Source organism: Chitinophaga sp. NPDC101104, assembly GCF_050277495.1.
In the GTDB taxonomy this organism is placed as follows: domain Bacteria; phylum Bacteroidota; class Bacteroidia; order Chitinophagales; family Chitinophagaceae; genus Chitinophaga.
Genome location: NZ_JBNNSF010000003.1, coordinates 1 through 18,227, shown reverse-complemented (window position 1 = coordinate 18,227; position 18,227 = coordinate 1). Strand labels below are relative to the sequence as shown.

Annotated in this window: 22 protein-coding genes; all 22 read right to left on the bottom strand. The window is 55.9% G+C overall.

From position 1 onward, the window contains the following. Positions 1 to 154: 154 nt before the first annotated feature. Complete coding sequence (locus ACQKLP_RS21835) at positions 155 to 577, bottom strand: hypothetical protein (protein ID WP_427325094.1); 423 nt, start codon at positions 575 to 577, stop codon at positions 155 to 157. 70 nt (positions 578 to 647) lie between these two features. Then, entirely contained in the window at positions 648 to 1,886 is a 1,239-nt protein-coding gene (locus ACQKLP_RS21830) for a phage major capsid protein (protein WP_427325093.1), read from the bottom strand. A 9-nt stretch (positions 1,887 to 1,895) separates the two neighbouring features. Next, on the bottom strand, positions 1,896 to 2,624 hold the full coding sequence (locus ACQKLP_RS21825) for an HK97 family phage prohead protease (RefSeq protein WP_427325092.1): 729 nt from the start codon (positions 2,622 to 2,624) through the stop codon (positions 1,896 to 1,898). Positions 2,625 to 2,797: 173 nt separating this feature from the next. Beyond that, a complete protein-coding gene (locus ACQKLP_RS21820) occupies positions 2,798 to 2,983 on the bottom strand; it encodes a hypothetical protein (protein ID WP_427325091.1) in 186 nt (61 codons plus the stop codon). Between the two features lie 10 nt (positions 2,984 to 2,993). Then, positions 2,994 to 3,794, bottom strand: a complete 801-nt coding sequence (locus ACQKLP_RS21815; protein WP_427325089.1) for a phage minor head protein — start codon at positions 3,792 to 3,794, stop codon at positions 2,994 to 2,996. A gap of 4 nt (positions 3,795 to 3,798) precedes the next feature. Then, entirely contained in the window at positions 3,799 to 4,110 is a 312-nt protein-coding gene (locus tag ACQKLP_RS21810) for a DUF7681 family protein (protein ID WP_427325087.1), read from the bottom strand. A gap of 8 nt (positions 4,111 to 4,118) precedes the next feature. Beyond that, positions 4,119 to 5,516: a phage portal protein gene (locus tag ACQKLP_RS21805; RefSeq protein ID WP_427325086.1), complete on the bottom strand. Its 1,398-nt coding sequence runs from the start codon at positions 5,514 to 5,516 to the stop codon at positions 4,119 to 4,121. Between the two features lie 52 nt (positions 5,517 to 5,568). Continuing rightward, a complete protein-coding gene (locus ACQKLP_RS21800) occupies positions 5,569 to 7,005 on the bottom strand; it encodes a hypothetical protein (RefSeq protein ID WP_427325085.1) in 1,437 nt (478 codons plus the stop codon). Then, the gene (locus ACQKLP_RS21795) at positions 6,935 to 7,453 is read right to left on the bottom strand and encodes a DNA-packaging protein (RefSeq protein WP_427325084.1); all 519 of its coding nucleotides are present in this window, start codon (positions 7,451 to 7,453) and stop codon (positions 6,935 to 6,937) included. The genes ACQKLP_RS21800 and ACQKLP_RS21795 overlap by 71 nt, the downstream gene beginning before the upstream one ends. Continuing rightward, positions 7,431 to 7,646 (bottom strand): hypothetical protein, encoded by a 216-nt coding sequence (locus tag ACQKLP_RS21790; RefSeq protein WP_427325083.1) that lies wholly within the window; start codon positions 7,644 to 7,646, stop codon positions 7,431 to 7,433. Before ACQKLP_RS21790 ends, ACQKLP_RS21795 begins: the two co-directional genes overlap by 23 nt. 87 nt (positions 7,647 to 7,733) lie before the next feature. After that, positions 7,734 to 9,149, bottom strand: a complete 1,416-nt coding sequence (locus ACQKLP_RS21785) for an SNF2-related protein (RefSeq protein WP_427325082.1) — start codon at positions 9,147 to 9,149, stop codon at positions 7,734 to 7,736. Beyond that, on the bottom strand, positions 9,146 to 9,427 hold the full coding sequence (locus tag ACQKLP_RS21780; RefSeq protein WP_427325080.1) for a VRR-NUC domain-containing protein: 282 nt from the start codon (positions 9,425 to 9,427) through the stop codon (positions 9,146 to 9,148). Before ACQKLP_RS21780 ends, ACQKLP_RS21785 begins: the two co-directional genes overlap by 4 nt. Before the next feature lie 149 nt (positions 9,428 to 9,576). Continuing rightward, the gene (locus ACQKLP_RS21775; protein WP_427325079.1) at positions 9,577 to 12,069 is read right to left on the bottom strand and encodes a VapE domain-containing protein; all 2,493 of its coding nucleotides are present in this window, start codon (positions 12,067 to 12,069) and stop codon (positions 9,577 to 9,579) included. 119 nt (positions 12,070 to 12,188) lie between these two features. Next, positions 12,189 to 12,530, bottom strand: coding sequence for a DUF3310 domain-containing protein (locus ACQKLP_RS21770; RefSeq protein WP_427325078.1), 342 nt, complete (start codon positions 12,528 to 12,530; stop codon positions 12,189 to 12,191). Positions 12,531 to 12,532: 2 nt separating this feature from the next. After that, positions 12,533 to 14,479 carry a DNA polymerase gene (locus ACQKLP_RS21765; protein WP_427325077.1) on the bottom strand — a complete coding sequence of 649 codons (1,947 nt, stop codon included), beginning with the start codon at positions 14,477 to 14,479 and terminating at the stop codon, positions 12,533 to 12,535. Then, positions 14,479 to 14,664, bottom strand: a complete 186-nt coding sequence (locus ACQKLP_RS21760; RefSeq protein WP_427325076.1) for a putative quorum-sensing-regulated virulence factor — start codon at positions 14,662 to 14,664, stop codon at positions 14,479 to 14,481. Before ACQKLP_RS21760 ends, ACQKLP_RS21765 begins: the two co-directional genes overlap by 1 nt. 11 nt (positions 14,665 to 14,675) lie before the next feature. Next, entirely contained in the window at positions 14,676 to 15,059 is a 384-nt protein-coding gene (locus ACQKLP_RS21755) for a hypothetical protein (protein ID WP_427325075.1), read from the bottom strand. A 45-nt stretch (positions 15,060 to 15,104) separates the two neighbouring features. After that, entirely contained in the window at positions 15,105 to 15,677 is a 573-nt protein-coding gene (locus ACQKLP_RS21750; protein ID WP_427325074.1) for a DUF2815 family protein, read from the bottom strand. Between the two features lie 21 nt (positions 15,678 to 15,698). Continuing rightward, positions 15,699 to 16,856 carry a DUF2800 domain-containing protein gene (locus ACQKLP_RS21745; protein ID WP_427325073.1) on the bottom strand — a complete coding sequence of 386 codons (1,158 nt, stop codon included), beginning with the start codon at positions 16,854 to 16,856 and terminating at the stop codon, positions 15,699 to 15,701. Further along, positions 16,853 to 17,218, bottom strand: a complete 366-nt coding sequence (locus tag ACQKLP_RS21740) for a hypothetical protein (protein ID WP_427325071.1) — start codon at positions 17,216 to 17,218, stop codon at positions 16,853 to 16,855. Before ACQKLP_RS21740 ends, ACQKLP_RS21745 begins: the two co-directional genes overlap by 4 nt. Before the next feature lie 50 nt (positions 17,219 to 17,268). Then, positions 17,269 to 17,478, bottom strand: a complete 210-nt coding sequence (locus tag ACQKLP_RS21735; protein WP_427325070.1) for a hypothetical protein — start codon at positions 17,476 to 17,478, stop codon at positions 17,269 to 17,271. A 527-nt stretch (positions 17,479 to 18,005) separates the two neighbouring features. Next, positions 18,006 to 18,227, bottom strand: a 222-nt coding sequence (locus ACQKLP_RS21730; RefSeq protein WP_427325069.1) for a hypothetical protein, incomplete at its 5' end; no start/stop codon positions are given.

The following is an 18,227-nucleotide window of genomic DNA, read 5'->3' as shown; positions in this document are numbered from 1 at the left end:
GGTACATCAGGCTGCGCTGCGGGGATTTGCACATACCCGCCGTTACGCAGGAGGTTGGCGCGCCTTTCGTCGCACTCATACTCCGTGCCGACCGTCTTCAACTCTTTGGTATCGCGGTCGATAAACTTCTTCACGACAATCGTCTTTACCATAATCAGATATTTTGCTTGCGTGCGTAAATCTTGGCCTGGACCTGAGCGGACATTGTGCCTGTGCCCGTGAACTTCACCCGTATATACCGGAAGCCGACGTCCTTTAGCGACCAGCCGAACGTTTGAGATGCGACGTCCGTGGCGGTGAAGGCAGCATTTGCGGTAAGGGTGTAATAATTCGTGCCGTCAATGCTGTATTCCAGTGCGGCCGTGCCCGCTACCGTGCCGGAGATCTTGGCATACGTCACGGAGATTTCAGCCGTTTTGTAATACCCGTTCAGCGGCGTGGGCAGGTTCAGGTACTTGGTACCGGTGTTTACCACGGTGTCCAGTGCTTTGCTGTATTGCGACAACATCGACGTCTGCGCCTGGGATCCCAGGACGAAACCCAACATCAGCGTCACGAGAAAAAGGAAACGTTTCATAGTGTTTAAAATGAGGGAGGGCAGTGGTTACCACCCTCCCGGGTTTGGAAGGTATTCGTCAGGAGATTGGTTAAATAACGGGAGTAGCGACATCGCCGGCCACGAAGTAGCGTGCGCCGTAAACCGGGAACGCCACGGTTTCTTCGATACGGACGGTGTACTTGTTCTTGCGGAAGTTATCCACGTCGTGTTCGCTGATTTCGATGCGCATATCTTCCTGAATGAGCAGCTGGGCGCCCTGTTGCCAGTTACCTGCGATGAACTTGTTAGCCTCTGCACCAGCAAAGTCCTTGTTCATTGCTGTGGAAGCAAAAACAGGGATTCCGGAGATGTACAGGATGCCATCTACGAAGGTTACGTTCTTCGGCAGGTCGTATTCCCCGGAGCCAGTTGCCTTATTTTTGAAGAAATTGTAATATTCCTTCGGGCGCAGCAAGAAAGCATCGATATCTACTTCCAGATCATCTTCAGCCTGGGCGGCGGAGTCAATGAGCTGTTCGATAAGGATATCGGCGGTTGTCGTAGCTGCAGTGAAGTTGCCCGCAGAAAGGATGCCTTTGATGTTGGGCGAAACACCGTTACCCCACAGGAGTTGGCGATCTTCAGCGCGGCGCAGTTTTTCAGGCAGACGAGATTGCAGGAAGGAAACGAACCCTGGGATGTTGTTCATCGCTTTACGCGTCACCCCTACCCAACCGGCAATCGTTTCGATCTTCACGCTGTCTTCTTCGAGCCGGAGATCAAATTGGCTTTTCGTGTTACCCTCCGTATGGGTGTCAGGGTCGCCTTCACCCACAATTTCACGCATATACACGAACTCGGTGCCGGGCCCAATGGAGCCGGTCGGTACCAGCTGGCGCACATTAACCTTACGTTTGGGGAGTTCGATGATGCCGGGGCGGATGATGTTCCCCCAGGCGGTACCACCGGATACACTTCCGGTCGTAATGTCCCCTACCGCTTTCAAATCGATAATCAGGCTCTTCTTCCTGCCGGAATCAGCGCGTGACATCTTTTCGAGGTCATCGGTGTGCTCCAGGAGCGCTTCGGAAAGCACCTGGTTGAAATGTTTGCGTTGGGGTTCGGCGCCCTGGCGGCCGCGTGCCGCTTTCAGCTCCTTCACTTCGTCTTTCAGTTTATCCTGCTCGTCGCGGATCACCGTAACGTTAGATTTCACTTCATCGACGCCGGTTTTGATGGCGATAACTTCGGTTTTGAGCCCTTCAGAAGACTCATGTGCTTTGGTGACCTTCTCGCCGAGTTGGTCTACGCCTTTCTGCACTTGTTCAAGCGTCACATTTTCAGGCATATACTTCGTTTAAAGAGTTTGCGATATTTTTTCTATGGAACTCAATAAACTGGAGTAATCCGCTTCCTTGACAACCGGCTGCGTGGTCTGGATTGCCGGCGCAGTGGCTTTTTCGTCAATTTCGAGGATGTATTGTTGAATTGCTTTGAGTTGTAATTCGAGTAAAGAGAAGCTCTCATCGGAATAGTGACCGTTGCGCAGGCTCTTGATAGTGCGCTGCAGCATGTCGTTGGCCTCTTTCCTGGTGAGGGATTTGGTTACGCCGAAAGTCGGCGTATTGGCATTGGCGCCCCACAACACGGTAGAGCCTTCCCACAGCGCCAATTCCTTGATGATGTTGGGGCCGTTCTTCTGCTGTTCCTCCACGAGGGTGGAGAAACCGATCGAGTGCTGGTTGATGTGGCCGTCGGCGTACAGTTCCATGACATCATCGCCCAGTCGGGTACGGGACGGGGAGGAGATACCAATCAGGTAATCACCTTCCACGTACAGATCCTTGAATTTGGAGAGGGCATGTTCCATCAGGTACACGTGATCGGTCAGGTGCCATATCTCGTTTGTGCCTTTCGGGCCGCGCTCCTTGATGGTTTTAGCAACCGCTGAATGCAGGATGATATCGCCGTCCCGGTCGAGGTTGATCTCGCCGAACGATGCGATTGCAATTTTCAGTGTACGCGACTGCGTGTCGACGTCCTTAATGCCTCCTTCGAGGGTTTTGTACTGAATGATCCTTTTCATGCGCGTTATGGGAATGCGCATGGTCAGATGTTACCTGTTCAGGAACAGGCGCGTGAATTGGACGTTTTTCTTTGCGGTGAGATTCAGATGAATTGGGAGGGAAATTGGTTCTGGCTTTCTCGGCGCGCGGAGTAATTTTGCGCTTCTCTGCCATACGTGTACAAAAATAGTGTTTATTTTAATTCGCCAAATAATTTTTCGATTTCTTCCAAAGTTTTTTTCGGTACCAGGTGTAAATCGCGTTTCTGTTCGATGCGCTGCTTCAGCTGAAACCTTTCAGACTCCAGCCTCATGCGGATTAGGCGGCACGCGCCCGGCGGCGTTGGTATGACTATTCTGATTGCTTCTTCCAATGTCATTACGATATTTTTACGCACGCATCGGCATGCCGTTACTGTCTCTAGCCGGCCGTGTACTTGCGATACAGCGGCATTGTATCACTTCTTTCGCACCGCCTTGCGGATCACCCGGGTGCATCAATCCATTACTGAACGGTTGCTCAAGCGGTACAACCTCACCCCCTACCCCGCCCTGCGCTACATCCTTGTGCGTTTCGCGTACGCGGCTGTCATGGGCATTTACCCAGCGCTTGACCATCCGCAGCCCTGTCTTGCGGGCCGCAGTAATGCCGCCGAAGTTGGTAGCCGCCACTGTCTCCGTGCGGGAGATGACGCGGGCGCGTGCCAGCGGGATATCCTTATCATCGATCATCGTCCGGGCAATCTGCTCCGGGCCGAGCCCGGCATTGCGCCCTTCGATGATCTTACGGATCAGCCACTCTTTGGTGGTATCGTCGATGCTGGTGATCTTCTCGCCGCCGTAGGCAGAGAAGAAGATGTTCAGGATCGCCTCCCACTCCGCATTGAAGCCGAAGGCCTTTGTTTCCAGCACAAACACCGCCGATTTCACCTGGTCCTGTATGTTGGCGTATTCGATATTCGCCCAGCGTACACCGACTTCAGTGTAAAGCTGCCGGAGAAGCGCGGTAATTTCCTGCGGGCGGATCAGCAAAGACATGGCGGCAATCGTCTGTTCCGTGCCGTTTTCCCGCAGGTACGCGGCAACAGTACGCGCCTGGCGCCGCAGGAGCCGGTAGACCCGCTTCGCGTACTTCCGTTCATACCGCTTCTGGAACGTGTTGAACTGCCGCCATATCTGCCGATCCGTCATAACACTACTTTTGGTTGGTTCCTTCTACCCCGCGCTTTTTGCGGTCTTCAGTACGTTTGTTCAACCACAGCAGCGCAGTTTCAAGATGCGTAATTGCGATTGCGTTCTCTCGGCAAGGGAACTTACCGTTTAAGAAGTTCAAGCGATCAACCAGTACGGCGATCAGTTCCTCGTTGGTTGTCCCATCATTTACGGTAACGATTTCCGTTGACCCCTCACTTACGGGTTGTTTTTCGATAAACTGAATCGTTTGGCCGTGTTCGGCGTTCTCAAAATTTGCGGCCACATAGCGGTGGCCAGGAGTAAGAATTTGCATAAAATGGTTTATTTATAATCAGTAATGCCGGCTCGCACCAGCTTTTCAACGTCGGTGTCGATGTCCTCCTGCGGCATGCCGATCTCGTCCATCGGGATAAGGTTCTGCGGGATATACCGCCGGTTCATGTTCGGGTCGTTCTCGTCGGTCTCCCAGCCGAGATACGCCAGCATCTGGTTCGGGGTGAGCGGCCAGATCTTCATCACCGCGTTCACTTGCTTCTCCAGATCCTCCTGCAGCTCCGGGATCACTGAGAAATCCGGTTCCAGCCAATACCGCCTGCCGTCCTTGAACATCGGCAGCAGCCAAGCGTTCAGGTCGTCGCGCAGGGAGCACCACTCCGGAATGATCTTGTTGGTGACAAAGGATTTAATGGAGGCTTCCAGATTAGCCAGCGTGCCGCGGCTGGGGTCAAGGATCACCGGCGGGAAACCGAAGACGTTGCACAGGTCTTCCTTGCTCATTCGCTTGATGCCCTCCATGCCCAGCTGCTCGTTGGTTTGGGCGAGGTTGACGTAACCCAGTTCCGCATTGGCAAGCGCCACGCGGCTGATATTCTGGATCCCGTTCACTTCCTCGTCCAGCCGGTCGCGAAGCTGGTCGCGCTGCTCTATCGACATGCCTTTATCGCCTTTCGCGAACAGCACGCCTTTACTACCGAGGTTCTGCATCTGGGTGGCGCTCGCGCGGTCGGCCTTACTGCGCTCCGTGGCGACCATAGCCCCCGCCTTCAGCGGCGCCAGGCCGTACAGGTGGGAGCCGTCGGTCGACCAGTTGGGGTTCCAGTATTTCCAGTACAGTACGTCCTCCTTCTTCAGGTTGGTGATGTAGCCGTGCTTCAGCTGGTAGCCGATGGGTACGAGGAAATCCGGCCGCTGGCAGACGATATCGATGTCCTGCGACGGCAGACACCACAGCTCCAGCGGCTCTCCTCCTTCAATTCCGCCACGGTTCGCCCAGGCAGTGCCAGCGCCAGTGATCAGCTTGAACCCGTACAGGTTCTCGATGAACGACGCACCGCCCTGCATCGGGTTCGGCCGCGCCAGCAAATCCATGATCGGGTGACTTTCTACCGCCTTCAGCGCCTTGCGCCGCAGCTTCATCGCTTCGATTGCTGCCACTTTGGTCGTCGGGAAGCCGTTACCCATCAGGGCCTTGTATCGCTTGAAATCTTTATCGTTGGTCTTTTCGTAGAGGTGGAGCGGCACGGTGGAGAACTTCCGTGCGGAATAGGAGATGATCGAGTACACGACCGCGTTGGCCGAATACCCGTTTCGCACGTACTGGTTTACGTTGTCCAGGTTGGAGACCAGTTGGCCGCCGATCTCCCGAATGCCCCCGTTGTTCACCGGCAGGCGGCCGGTTATTGCCTGCGTTGCGAATTTCAGTCTGGCGAGAATGTTCATTTGCCGTTGTTTACGGCCGAATTGGAAGTGAACCGGAGCCGGTGAATGTATCTTACATCCATTCCTTCTGCGCCTGCGTATGGCGCTGGATGGCTTGTACTACTGCGTCGTTTACGTCATCGTGCAGGCCGTTGGGAAATACGAGGATCCCCTGTTCTGCATCGTTGTATAGTGCCTCGACAAGGCTTTGCCGGATGTACACCAGGCCGGCCTCAACCGGCGGCGTCGCCATCTTGGTACGGGCTATCTTGTCACCACCGACCACCTGCACCTCTATCGCCGGTATGCCATTGGACACCAGCGTCTGTTTGGCACTTTTACCGGAGGCCTTCGCCTCGATGTAGTGCGGCGCCGGCATGGCTTTCATGAGCCGGATCAGGTCGGGGAACTCCTTTTTGGCGTGCCCCAGCTTGTCGATAAAGATCTTTTTGCCCTCTTTCAGCCGGATGCAGCCGGATGTGCAGAAAGCACTGGCGTCATTCTTCTGGTCTTCGGTGTAGGCCGTGTCCCAGTCGGTGCCGTAGTCCTCCAGCTGGTCTCTTTCCGGAAAGGCGTTATCAGGAATCGGGATGAACCACTGTTTCCAGATACCGCCATCCTCCGGCGCCGGCCGCTGCTGGATCTGGCCGGCATAACCGTAGGATCCCAGGTCGACTTTCAGCTTGTCAAGGGCTTCACGGGGAAGGCGCCGAACGTCCAGTAAACCGTCGATGTACCTGTCCTTCAGTTCCGCCGGATGCACATCCTTGCTGAGCTCACCGGGCAGGCAGATGTACCGCAGCTTCTTCTTTTTGCGCCACTCTCCTGCCGGGTCGGCCTCGTGCAGCCGCTGCATTACCATGATGGTGACGGAACGCTTTTTATCCGTCTTCCTGGTTGCCAGCGTCCGGGAGACGAAACGCGTCGCCTTCTTCAGCTCCGCTTCGCCGGTCGCCTGCTCCGGGTTGATGGGGTCGTCGATCAGGATGAAATCCCCGTGCATCCCGGTCACGCGCCCGCCTGTACTGGTTACGAACCTCTCGCCTTTCGCGGTGTTCTTGTAGTGGGTTTTGCCGTCGGTGTCCTCCTTGAACTTGATGAAGTCTTTGCCATACATGGCCTGGAACTTCTCCGACTTCAAACAGTCCCGGGTCTTTACAGCATGCGCGGTGGCAAGATCCCCCGCGTAACTGCTCGAAATAGCCCGAATGGCGGCGCTTTTCACCCAAAGCCATGCCGGGAACAGCTGCGTAACAATGGTGCTCTTGGTGGAGCCCGGAGGCACGTTTATCAGCACATCGTCCTGCGCTTCCCCGCGCGCCCACCGTTCGTACACGTCCTGCAGCTCATCGCAGATGTACTCGATGTGCCAGTTGGGCACCAGTTCCGCCGCCTCTATCGTTTCCCACATTTCCAGGAAGAAACGGTAAAAACGCCGCTTACACAGCTCCCCCAGCGCCCTCCACGGGTCCAGTTCCGGCAAGCCGGGCAATTTCTTCAAGTGCTCCATCACTCAGTTTCCCGTAATCAAACTTCACTTCGAGCCCACCGCTCAAATCTTTCTTGTCCACCAGCCCCAAATCGCGGCATATGATGTTCGCGTTATAGATGCCGGCAGCGGCGCCGGAGAACTTCTGGTGGAAGATCGTTTCCTCTATGCGCGTAACAACCGTGGAAAAATCTTCTCCCGCCCCGGCTCCCTTCTTGAAATCCCGAAAATAGCCTTTGTTCACACCCAGGTACAGGCAAAGCCCTTCCAGTGTGAAAGGCCGGTCGATCGGTCGCTTCACCTTCTTGGCCATGCCGCCGACCCAGTCAACCTTGATGAGCGGGTTATCGATACACCACTGGAAGTACGCGCACGCTTCCGTCCAAAGCAGTTCAGGCGAGGCAAATAGCTTGTCCCGCCCGTGCTTGCTGCGCAGCGTCCAGAAGTTATTTTTCTTCGGCGCCGGCATGCTTCTTAGGTTTTTGTGGTCTGACTCCGTGCGTGTACCCGGCCTTTCCGACCGGTACGCGAAGTGGGGAAATGATGATGTTTACCCAGTCGTCTTTGTCGGGTAAGGCCATCAGTTGGGCAATGAATTGCTCGCGTTTGATACCGATAAGCAATTCGCCTCTGCTCTCTTTCACGTTAATTCCATGGATCATTGCCGCGTGTTTGAATGTTACACGGCTATAAATTGTGTGGGAAATTGGGTAGCCTGATGAAACAAAAATAACAAAAATTTGAATCCGTTATACTTTTTGCAACATCGTAAAATATTTTTTCACCCTCGCCTTGACCGCACGCATCAACGCTTCCTGCGAATCGGCTTTCGCCTCCAGCGCTTTCATGACGTCCTCGTCCATGGTGCCCATGGCGATCAGGTGGTGAACGATCACGGCAGACTTCTGCCCCAGGCGATGCAGGCGTGCATTGGCCTGCTGGTAAAGCTCCAGCGACCACGTGAGGCTGAACCAAACGATGATGTTGCCGCCTGCCTGCAGGTTGAGCCCGTGGCCGGCACTGGCCGGGTGCACCAGCAGCACCTGCGTGCGGCCATCGTTCCACTTCCGGATATCCTCCTGGCCTTTGAGCTCCTGCGGCTTATATTTTACGAGATGTTTACGCAATCTTTGCAAATCGTGCTGGAACCAGTAAAACACCAGAACCGGTTGGCCGTTGGCGCTTTCGATAATCTCGTCCAGCGCCTCCAGCTTTTCCTGGTGAAACTCGTGCGCGACTTTATCCTCGTCGTACACCGCGCCGTTAGCGAACTGCAGCAATTTCCCGGAAAGCGCCGCCGCGTTCACCGCCGTAATCACATCGTCGCCGGTGTTCAGCGCCAGCACCTGTTTACGTTCGAATTCGCGGTACTGATCCATAACCGTCTGCGGGAAACGGACAGGCACGAACCGGTCAATGCGCTCAGGCAGCTGCAAGTAATCCGCCGCCTTCATGGAGATGCAGATATCGCCGATCTTGTCGTAGATCTCCTTCTCCATGATGCCGGCACCCAGGATTCCGTCGTCCTTCTGGCCGTCCAGTACGTACTCGTAAACAACATGTCCGTTACGCCGGCCGGGGGAAAAGTACGAGGTACGGAACCCGGTGATGGTTTTGCCCAGGCGCTCGCCCTGGTCCAGCAGGTACATTTGCGGCCACAGGTCGATGAGGTTGTTTGGCGCCGGCGTACCGGTCAGGATCACCACGCGGCGGATCTGCGGCCGTACGCGGCGCAGCGCCTTGAAGCGAGTGGTTTTCGGTGATTTGAAGCTGCTGGATTCGTCGATGATCAGCATGTCGAACGGCCACGCGCCGCCAAGGTGACTGGTCAGCCACGCCACGTTTTCCCGGTTGATGACGTAAATATCCGCCTTGGCCTTCAGCGCCGCCTGCCGCTGACGCTCATTGCCCAGCACGCGGGAAACCTTCAGGTGCCGCAGGTGATCCCATTTCTCGCACTCGGTCGTCCAGGTATCTTCTGCCACCCGCTTAGGGGCAATCACCAGCACACGGGAAACCTCCAGGTACTGGTTCATCAGCCGGTCAACTGCGGTCAGCGTCGCTACCGTCTTGCCCAGCCCCATTTCAAGGAAGAGCCCGGCGGCAGGGTTGTCGATCACATGCTCCGTGGCATGCTCCTGGTATGGAAAAGGTTCGTACCTCACAATTCAATCTGCTTTAAAAAGTTCTGTAACAATTCTTCGGTGTTTATCACCCACACTTCAAAACCCATCCGGCGAAGCTGCTTATGTACCAGTTGCTGGCGTGCTCTCAGTTCGCCCTTCGGGGCTTTCATCTCTACCAACCAGAACCGGCCGGGGGGCAGCAGAACAATCCTGTCCGGAAAACCGGTGAAGGATAAGGGGGTGAACTTTATCGCCCAACCGCCCAGTTTTTTCACCCGGTTGTGCAGTTTCGTTTCGAGCTTTGATTCAGTTGCCATTTTTCGGTGATGTTGCCGTGATCCAATGTTGCCGTTTGTTCCTATATACGCGTATATGTGCGTTTAGGCGGGTGCGCTTTCTTCTTTTTCTCTCTAATTAACCATTTCGATTAGTTATAGATATTTACTGCAACATTGGAAACATTTTGTTAGGATTCCTTACTAGTATAAGTTTCAGGTGTTGCCGTTAAATTTTTTGATGGCAACATGTCGGCAACATCTGCTACGTTTTGGTGTTGCCATGACTGTTGCCGTACATAACCTTTCTGAACACCGTAATTACCAAAACGTAGCTTCCCTTTATAGAATTCCCACCCGCTTAAACTCCGCATAATGTCATGAATTTCCTTTACGTTGTACTTGGTCATATCCTTCTGCTGACCGCCAAGCACCTCACACCAGATCTCCGCCACGCAAACACGCGTCCGCAGCTTGGTGCCCGCCGGCGCCAGGTCATCGCCCGCCAGGAAGCCGCGACGTTGGTACAGATCCATTTGCTCCCAGTTTTCCGGCAACAGGGTATCGAGGTACCGCTGGATCATGCCTGCGCGCTCATCCTGTTCAGAGTGCTCAGCCTGCATGGCGGTGGCCATCGCCTCAATTTCCTTCGGCAGGTATAAGGCCTCGCCGCCCCTGTACCACTCCATTGCCTCCGCCCATATCTGGCCCCTTTCCGCTTCGGTTAAGTCTTGGAAAACGTCTTTGACCGGCTGGGTCACGTGTACGTCCACCGGCCAGAACCGGCGGTTTCCCGTCGGGTCGCGGAGGAAGTCGCGGTTGTTGGTGGTGGCGAAGAATACGCACTGGCGCGGGAAATCTTCGATGCGCCGGCCGTAGGCGACGCGGTAGCGGTCAACGCGCTTGCTGATGAAGTGTTTCACCGTCTCCACCTCGGCCTTTTTCAGCCCGGCGAGCTCGCCCATTTCCACCAGCCAGACACCCTGTATCTGTTCGTAGGCCTCCTTGCCTTGGATGGTGGAGAACGAATCCGAGAACCATTTGCCGCCGAGCGCGTCGATCAGGGAGGACTTTTTCAGCCCCTGCTTGCCCACCATCACCAGCACGTAGTCGAACTTCGCACCGGGGCGGAAGATGCGGGTAACTGCTGCCGCGAGGATCTTGCGGGTTACCGTCCGTACGTACACGTTGTCCTCGGCGCCGAGGTAGTCGACCAGCAACCGTTCCGCCCGGGGGACACCGTCCCAGGTAAGCCCCTCCAGGTATTCCCGCACCGGGTGGAACCCGTTTTCGGAGATCACCAGGTTGAGCCCGTCCTGCACCTTCTGCACGCCGGTAATATTATATACCGATTCCAGGTAGTGCCGCACGCCGGCGTCGTCCACATCCGTGAGGTAGGCCGTCTGCGGCGTGATCTTGCGCCAGGGGAGGTTGCGCAGGGCGACCTCTCGGCGTTCGAACTGGTTGATGGCGAACCGGCCTTTAAGCGCTGGATCGTTTTTCAGCACGCGGATGATGTTATCGATGGTGGAGTAGTAATTTCCCTTCTTGTCGACGTCCATGTCCGCCAGCCATTCGTCGGACGGTGCGGCGCCCTCCTGCAGGTCGTCCTCGAAATCCGTACGGGCGTCCTGCAGGCGTTCGGTGCCCAGCTGCTTGCGCACGGCGGGATCCTTTGACGCCAGTTCCGTCATGGCAATAAACGATGGCAGTTTGTTGGAGGGCGTGCCCTCCTGCGCGTCCTCGTCCTTCAGGCCGAACCGGTGCAGCCGCACCAGGTCGAAGGCGTTGCAGAGCTTGCCGCTCACCGGGTCAGTACCGTGGTGGCTGTAGGCGTACCTGTCATCGTAGACCACGAGCCCCGCGCTGGTGCTCCCCTCCTTATATGTATAGCGTCCGTCGTCGCAGGCATCGTACACATCTGTCAGGTACGCCTCGATCGCGTCAGCTATGGAGTGGGTGCGGCAGAACGCGCCAATGATGCCGGGCTTCTCCAGCGGATCGCCCTGCTTTTTAATATCGCGCAGGGTGATCTCCGTTTCATGGGTGCTGGTCGGCCATTCACTGCTATCCCGCCAGTCGCGGTAAGTGGCCAGTACCTGGTCGGCAGACAGCCACGGGCCGTCCTGCACCTCGTAACGGTATGCACCGTCGCGGGCAGTGCTGGGCCAGTACATGAACCGCTCAGGCTGGTAAGTTGTGTGGTCAAATTGTTCAATCCCCAGTACGCCGGCGATGCGCCGGGCGATAGCCACGTACTCGTCCGGGCCGACTTCCCGGTCCAGCGGCATGATAAGCCGTAACCGCGGCGCCTCCGGGCTGTGCTTATGCGTGCTGTACAGCACGGCGGCGTTATCGTACAGCAGCGTGAAATCATCCCAGGTACCGAGCCCGGCGAAATCGATGTCCAGGGTCAGCAGCTGCCGGTGGAGCACGCTTCCGCTTTTTCGCCGGCCGCCGGTTATATATCCGCCGACAAAGCCGCCGACGTCCTTTATTTCATCCTGCCGCGGCTTCTTCGCGGACAGGTATTCCTGGAACGTCTCACTGGTCCGGTGAGTCGTCGCGAGCCGGGTAACCAGGTCAGACCACATCACCTGCTTATTCTTCCAATTCGTCTCCTTCCTGTGGCGGCCAGTGGCCATGTCCAGCTGGCCGTCGTGGTGTATAGTCTGCTGTGTCATGTATGTTTGGGTTTATTCCTGCCCCGCGATACCGAGGGGAGATTTGTTGCTGTAGCTGGCCGCCGGGCGTTCCGGTTGGATCCGCCGCAGGAAATCATCTTCTTCAGGTGTGAACTTTCTCATGACAGATCCTCCTTTTCCAACGCCTGGATTTTGCGATTGATGTACCATATCGCCTTGCGCAGATCCTCCGCGTGTTTCGTCGGATCTTTACGGCCTGCGCGGGAGAGGTATTTCACAGCGTTGCCTACCAGGTAGTCAAAGCCCTGATCCTCGATGAAATCGATCACCTCGATACTACCGGCGGTGTAATGGCTGGGGTGGTTCACGGGGTCAGGTGCAGTGCCACATTTTGCGCCCTCCGGTGGGGGCGTCGAAACTACATCAGCATCTATTTTAGCGGCATTTTCGAGGGCGCGCTGCAATCGCCCCAATCCCAACACGTGATTTACTAATTGCATAATCAATCTTTTTTGTAATAAAGCGTTTCGAAACTATCGGCCTTCAGGGGCAGGCCTTTCGCCCAGGGGATCGGCTCCCCCATGATCTCGTTGACGTGTTCGAGGCTACCGAAGCCGTCGGGAACCTCCAGCACCACCTCGTCATGCACGTGCATGACGATCCGGTAGCCAGCGTCGTCCAGCCGAAGCATGGCGTCTGCCAGGCAATCCCGCGCAACCGCTTGGACGATGTTCTCGACCAGCTTGCCGCCATAGGTCTCCTGCAGGCTCCATTTCTTTGTGGTTTGGTCCATACCCTCGTATGCCAGCACGTCAGATCCGTACTTCCCTCTCCGGATCTGCGGGCGGAGATAAGCCAGACGGCGCCCGCTGGGCAGCTGGATGAACAGGACATTTTTTTCCTTTCGGAACGAAATACCGTAGCTGGTGGAAACGGGCGCGCCGTCAACGGCCTCCATGGCGGCGTTACCCACACAATCCCAATACCGCACGATGGCCTTGTTGGCTTGGCGCCACATTGCCACCAACTTCGGCAGTTCTTCCTCCTGGATGCCCATCTTCAAGGCGCCCATGGTGATGAGTGCGTTCGGTCCGCCCTGGTAGCCAAGCGCGAGCTCCGATACTTTCCCTTTCTGGCGCAGGTCGGAGCCTTTGGTCACGCTGTCCAGCGGCACACCGAACATCTGAGCGGCGGAGGCCTCGTATATCTTACCGTGCGTGGCAAACACGTCCAGCCGCCATTTCTCACCCGCCAGCCACGCGATCACGCGCGCCTCGATGGCGGAGAAGTCGGCCACGATGAACCTGTGCCCCTTCGCCGGAATGAACGCGGTACGGATCAGTTGGGACAGTACGTCCGGCACGCTGTCAAACAGCATCTGCAGTGCCGCGAGATCGTCGGCGAGTACCAACTGGCGGCCGATGTCCAGATCCGCCATTTCGTTACGCGGCAGGTTATGCACCTGCACCCCGCGACCAGCCCACCGCCCGGTGCGGTTGGCACCGTAGAACTGCAGCAGGCCCCGCACGCGGCGATCCTGTCCAACGTATGCGGCAATCGCCTGGTATTTCTTCACCGACGTGCGCGACATCTCCTGCCGCAGCTGGAGGACACGCTGCACCGTAGTGCTGTCGGTGCTCTCCAACAGTACCGGGATATCATCCTTCCGCAAGGTGGCAATCTCTTCGTCCATCTCCCGGCCTAGCCAATCTTTTAGCTGCGCGGCGCTGTTCGGGTTATCCAGACCGGTGAGTTGCACGGCTTCGGTGGTTAGTGCTTCCTTATGCGCCTGGTCGATGCGCACGGCGTTGCGTACCAGGCGAGTATCAACGAGGATGCCGGTATCATTGATCCGCTGATCCAGCTGCCACAGGCGCCGTTCTGACTCGGGGATGACGAAGGACGCGAGCTTCGCGCGGATCGCCAATTCAACCCGGACGTCCTGCAGGTTATACTCCTTGTAAGCCTCCCAACGCTGCAGGTCGTGCTCCGGGAGATTCCGGGTGCGGCCGCCGTTTGCTTTGGTCGGCTTGCACGGGATGGAGAAATACCGGATCAGGCCTTTGCCGGCGGCGTCCTTTTCCGCCTGCAGGTTCAAGGCTTTGGAAACGGCGTCGAGCGACAATGGTAGCCCAAGCATGGCAGACTTTACCAAAGTACACTCCCATTGCTCGACCGGCAGTTCGATATTGAAGGATTTGGCAATACAGGTTCTTTCGAATGCCGCATTGAACGCGGTTTTCATTACTGCCGGGTTGGTGAGTGCCGACAGTATCTCGGCAGGGAGCGTCTCTCCGCTGGCTAAATCGACCAGCTGCACGGCGCCTTCATCAATGCTGTACGAGAGCAACAGTATCTGGAAGTCTGCCGCCTCCACGTACTTATGCACGCCGGACTTGGTCAGATCGACCGAGGAAAAGGTTTCGATATCAATGGCCAGTGTTCGCATTATCGTTTGATTTTAGCTGCCTCTGCACGGAGTACATCGAGGTTGGCGTTGATGTAGCCCTTCACACCGGGATGATCCACCCCTACATTGAACAGGTAAAGGAGGTACGGGGCGGGGATGTTAGCCATCGCCTTTCCCCGGTGCTTGCCAAAGGGCATGATATCGCGGTCTGTAAATGCTTGCATGAGTATGAGATTTAAAGGGTTACGGAAATACCTGCATCGATGAGCTTTTTCACAAGGGCCATCCGGGCAGCCTCTTTATACGCGACGATGACACCGAGCACCTGGAGCGCCTCCACTTCCGAGGTCTGGAAGCGGAAATCCTTTATGACTTTTTCTTCGATGCGGACACCCGTCCTGTTAGCCGGACCAAAAAGGGCACTTTCAAACAGATACGAAAAGTCAAAATTCTCCTGCCGCATTTCCGAAGGAAGCTTATTCACGGATGGGAGTCCTATACTCACATTTACTGTAAAGTCTGCATCCTTTAACTTTGCAGCGCATTCCTGAAGCCGGTGCAACTCCTCGTCCACCGTAGCGATGTCCTTAAAAATTGATTGCATTTCCTGAATCTGCATAACTGGAAAGGTTTAAAGCCGGGGCCGAAGCCCCGACAAGGTTTATCAAAGGAGGTCGTCGTCTTCCATGGGGAGATCGTCGGCGAAATCGTCCGCCGCGCTGCTGCGCCCGCCCAGGTGCTCGCCATCGCGCAGCTTCTGGAGGTTGTTCAGCCCACAGGCGATACCCTTATTGCCTTTGGTGTCGAAGGCATAGAAATTGACACTGGCGCGGCCGAAGCAGCCGGAGTACAATTCTTTCGGGTCAGTAATGGGCAGCGGCTTACCGTCCTTGTCCTTACCCGGCCCGACGATACCCGGCTGGGTCTTGCAGTTGGCGTTGAGGAAGTAGCTGTTTGCGTACGCTTCATCATCCGGGCGTTCCTCGTCACCGTCGCGGAGCGGCAGCTTGAATTTGAGCGGCAGTTTACCGCCATTCTTGGCTTTCACCTGTTCCTTGATCGCTTCCACGGCGGCGTTGATCTTGTCGATGGTCTCGGTATCGCTTTTGGGAATAATGAGAGAAACAGAGAATTTTTTCTCCTGCCCTTCTTCCAGGGCTACTGCTTCAAATACGTGTACGTAGCTGAAGCGCACGAGGCCGGTAATCACTTTGCCGGGATTAATTGCAGTTGTCATTAAAGATTGAATTTTAAATAGTTAAGAAAAATCGTTGATTGCGCTGTCGATGCTGTTCAGTTCCGGTCGCTTGTCGGATGCGGGAACGAGTGCGGGTTTCCCGGCCGGTTTGACGATCAGCCCGTCCAGATGCAGGGAGAAGGCCTTTTTGCCGATGGACTTCTCCATAGCAGTGATGGAAAGAAGGGTCTGCGGTTCGTAAATCTGTTCTTCGGTAAATCCACCTTCTTTCAGCGTAGTAGCCACCTTCTCACGGTCGGAGTACGTGCGATTACTGCGGCCTTCCACCAGTTTGTAACCGGGCCAGCGCTTGCCCTCTTTCACAGCGGCTTCCAGGGCGAATTCTTCCACGCCAGAGATCCACTTCGTGAATTGATCAGCGCGGGAAAGGATGTCGGCTACCTCCGCATCGGTCAGTAAAGGCGCCTCGCGGAATTCGTACTGCGCCACTTCGAGGTTCTTTTCTGCGTTCGCACGGCACAGCGAAGCGGCTTTACAGAACCGGCAGTGATCACCGGCCACGAACTCGCCTTTACCCTCAAATGCCATTCGCGCCTTCGGCACCAATTCGTCCGCTCCCCACGCACACAACTCCGGTTCCGAAATACTCCACACGGAAATGCTGTCCAGGCGCGGCTGGTATATGGTCATTTCCACCTCCGTGATGTGGTAAAGGATTTCGAATTCCCGCAGGGCGCCGAGGCCGTAGATCTTCATCTGGTGATTGTCGACTGCGCTTACCGGAACGCCTTTTCCGTACTTCAGATCGATGATGCGCAGAACGCCGTCCGCGATAATGATTACGTCTCCGGTGCCGAATCCTTCAGGGATGTAAGCTGTGAGGTCGATACGGTGTTCCAGGAAGATTACGGCATCGGCGGTATGGGCACGGGCGGATTCAAATTGTTCCAGCACGTAATCCACATATTCCTGGATGTAGTGGAGCATCTCGGATGAGTACAGCGAGTCTGCCTTACACTCCTCTATTGCCGCCAGCGCCTCCTCCGACAAATCCCCCAACCGCAGACGGATCATATTTTCCGCCAGTTTGTGCGCCAGCGTGCCTTCCCGCGCCGCCTCGCTGCCCTTGTCCGTGAACTCCATTTCCAGCCTCGCCGAAGGCGTGCAGGACATCCACCGTTTACCACTGGAAGGTGACAGAACCGCATGCTGGCTCATAACTGTTCGATTTCAGCGAGGAAATCTGCGTACTGGCTCTTGGCCAGTTCCGTCACACGCGCAACGCCGAACTTTTGCAGGAGGCCGCCAATCGCATCTCGTTTCCCGGCGTCGATCTTATTCTTGCTGGCTAGTCTCACCATCTCCAGCGTCACAGCGCTTTCCGCCTCAGGCGTCTTTGTTTCAGCGGCCGGGGTATCCTGTTTGGGAATCGGCGCGACCTTTACGGTCTTGGTTGGTTGAGCAACAGTTTCAGTCGAAACTTTATCACCCTCCCAGTTCCCCGCAAGCGTACCCAGCAGGTGGGCCATGCGGTTCAAATCTGCCGCGTTATTCGCGGTCAACGTCATACTGATGTTCATACCTATGTTTGTTTAAAAATTTGAATGTGAAGCGCACCAGACGGCCAGTGCTACGAGGCCGACCGAAATGATAGCGCCGAGATATTCTGCGAGTGCAGCTTTTCGACCTCTTCGGACACGTCGGGTAATATGTTGATCTCGTAAGGCGGCGCGAACTCCTCCGCGATTTTGTCCAGGATCCTGCGGCGATCGTCGCTGAAGCTGTACCGCTCCTGGAACCAACTGCGCCCGTCGGATATTACGCGAATTAGGCCTGTCATCTTTAAAGACCTTCCGCGTTACGACATACAGGACAATGACCATCGTCACCGTTACAATGTGAGCAAAAAGTGGTGTCATCTCCCAGGGCTTTTAATAGTTTACCGAGACAATAAGAAAACAGGCAAAGTATCGCCAGGCAAAGCATGCCGCCCAGCGCGAGAGAAACCGGGCTCATTTCTTTACCGTTTTAGTGAGGTAATAAAAAGCGACTGAGGCGAGTGCGAAATAGGCAACAACAGCTGCCGTCGCAATGATATTTTCTGTCATGATTATGATTTTAGAAGGTGAAAGGATCCCGGGTGAGAACACCGCGGGCTGGTTTAATTTTCTAACCCTACAAACAGTATTTATGGTCAAATCGTGGTTTCCACCAATTCGTTTTTATCGTTCAGCTTGTACCATTTGCCCGCCTCGATACCATTTTCACCAGCATAGCCGATCAAATGCCTGCGGCGCGAGCCATCCCAGTAGGACAGAATAACTGCACCGTTTTCACCACAGCGAGCCTTACCGTCCAGTCCGATTACTACTGCGTGGCCGTTCTTGCCAGCAGCGGATGCGTGGCCGTACTCGCCAGCAGCGGATGCGTGGCCGTACTCGCCAGCAGCGGATGCGTGGCCGTTGTAGCCAGCAGCGGATGCGTGGCCGTTCTTGCCAGCAGCGGATGCGTGGCCGTTCTTGCCAGCAGCGGATGCGTGGCCGTACTCGCCAGCAGCGGATGCGTGGCCGTTGTAGCCAGCAGCGGATG

Excerpts from the sequence above, each read along its gene's own strand:
- ACQKLP_RS21735 (WP_427325070.1), bottom strand. The coding sequence starts at position 17,478 with ATGACAGGCCTAATTCGCGTAATATCCGACGGGCGCAGTTGGTTCCAG.
- ACQKLP_RS21825 (WP_427325092.1), bottom strand. The coding sequence starts at position 2,624 with ATGAAAAGGATCATTCAGTACAAAACCCTCGAAGGAGGCATTAAGGAC.
- ACQKLP_RS21830 (WP_427325093.1), bottom strand. The coding sequence starts at position 1,886 with ATGCCTGAAAATGTGACGCTTGAACAAGTGCAGAAAGGCGTAGACCAA.
- ACQKLP_RS21805 (WP_427325086.1), bottom strand. The coding sequence starts at position 5,516 with ATGAACATTCTCGCCAGACTGAAATTCGCAACGCAGGCAATAACCGGC.
- ACQKLP_RS21760 (WP_427325076.1), bottom strand. The coding sequence starts at position 14,664 with ATGCAAGCATTTACAGACCGCGATATCATGCCCTTTGGCAAGCACCGG.
- ACQKLP_RS21745 (WP_427325073.1), bottom strand. The coding sequence starts at position 16,856 with ATGAGCCAGCATGCGGTTCTGTCACCTTCCAGTGGTAAACGGTGGATG.
- ACQKLP_RS21750 (WP_427325074.1), bottom strand. The coding sequence starts at position 15,677 with ATGACAACTGCAATTAATCCCGGCAAAGTGATTACCGGCCTCGTGCGC.
- ACQKLP_RS21800 (WP_427325085.1), bottom strand. The coding sequence starts at position 7,005 with ATGGAGCACTTGAAGAAATTGCCCGGCTTGCCGGAACTGGACCCGTGG.
- ACQKLP_RS21835 (WP_427325094.1), bottom strand. The coding sequence starts at position 577 with ATGAAACGTTTCCTTTTTCTCGTGACGCTGATGTTGGGTTTCGTCCTG.
- ACQKLP_RS21795 (WP_427325084.1), bottom strand. The coding sequence starts at position 7,453 with ATGCCGGCGCCGAAGAAAAATAACTTCTGGACGCTGCGCAGCAAGCAC.
- ACQKLP_RS21790 (WP_427325083.1), bottom strand. The coding sequence starts at position 7,646 with ATGATCCATGGAATTAACGTGAAAGAGAGCAGAGGCGAATTGCTTATC.
- ACQKLP_RS21820 (WP_427325091.1), bottom strand. The coding sequence starts at position 2,983 with ATGACATTGGAAGAAGCAATCAGAATAGTCATACCAACGCCGCCGGGC.
- ACQKLP_RS21815 (WP_427325089.1), bottom strand. The coding sequence starts at position 3,794 with ATGACGGATCGGCAGATATGGCGGCAGTTCAACACGTTCCAGAAGCGG.
- ACQKLP_RS21780 (WP_427325080.1), bottom strand. The coding sequence starts at position 9,427 with ATGGCAACTGAATCAAAGCTCGAAACGAAACTGCACAACCGGGTGAAA.
- ACQKLP_RS21810 (WP_427325087.1), bottom strand. The coding sequence starts at position 4,110 with ATGCAAATTCTTACTCCTGGCCACCGCTATGTGGCCGCAAATTTTGAG.
- ACQKLP_RS21775 (WP_427325079.1), bottom strand. The coding sequence starts at position 12,069 with ATGACACAGCAGACTATACACCACGACGGCCAGCTGGACATGGCCACT.
- ACQKLP_RS21740 (WP_427325071.1), bottom strand. The coding sequence starts at position 17,218 with ATGAACATCAGTATGACGTTGACCGCGAATAACGCGGCAGATTTGAAC.
- ACQKLP_RS21770 (WP_427325078.1), bottom strand. The coding sequence starts at position 12,530 with ATGCAATTAGTAAATCACGTGTTGGGATTGGGGCGATTGCAGCGCGCC.
- ACQKLP_RS21765 (WP_427325077.1), bottom strand. The coding sequence starts at position 14,479 with ATGCGAACACTGGCCATTGATATCGAAACCTTTTCCTCGGTCGATCTG.
- ACQKLP_RS21755 (WP_427325075.1), bottom strand. The coding sequence starts at position 15,059 with ATGCAGATTCAGGAAATGCAATCAATTTTTAAGGACATCGCTACGGTG.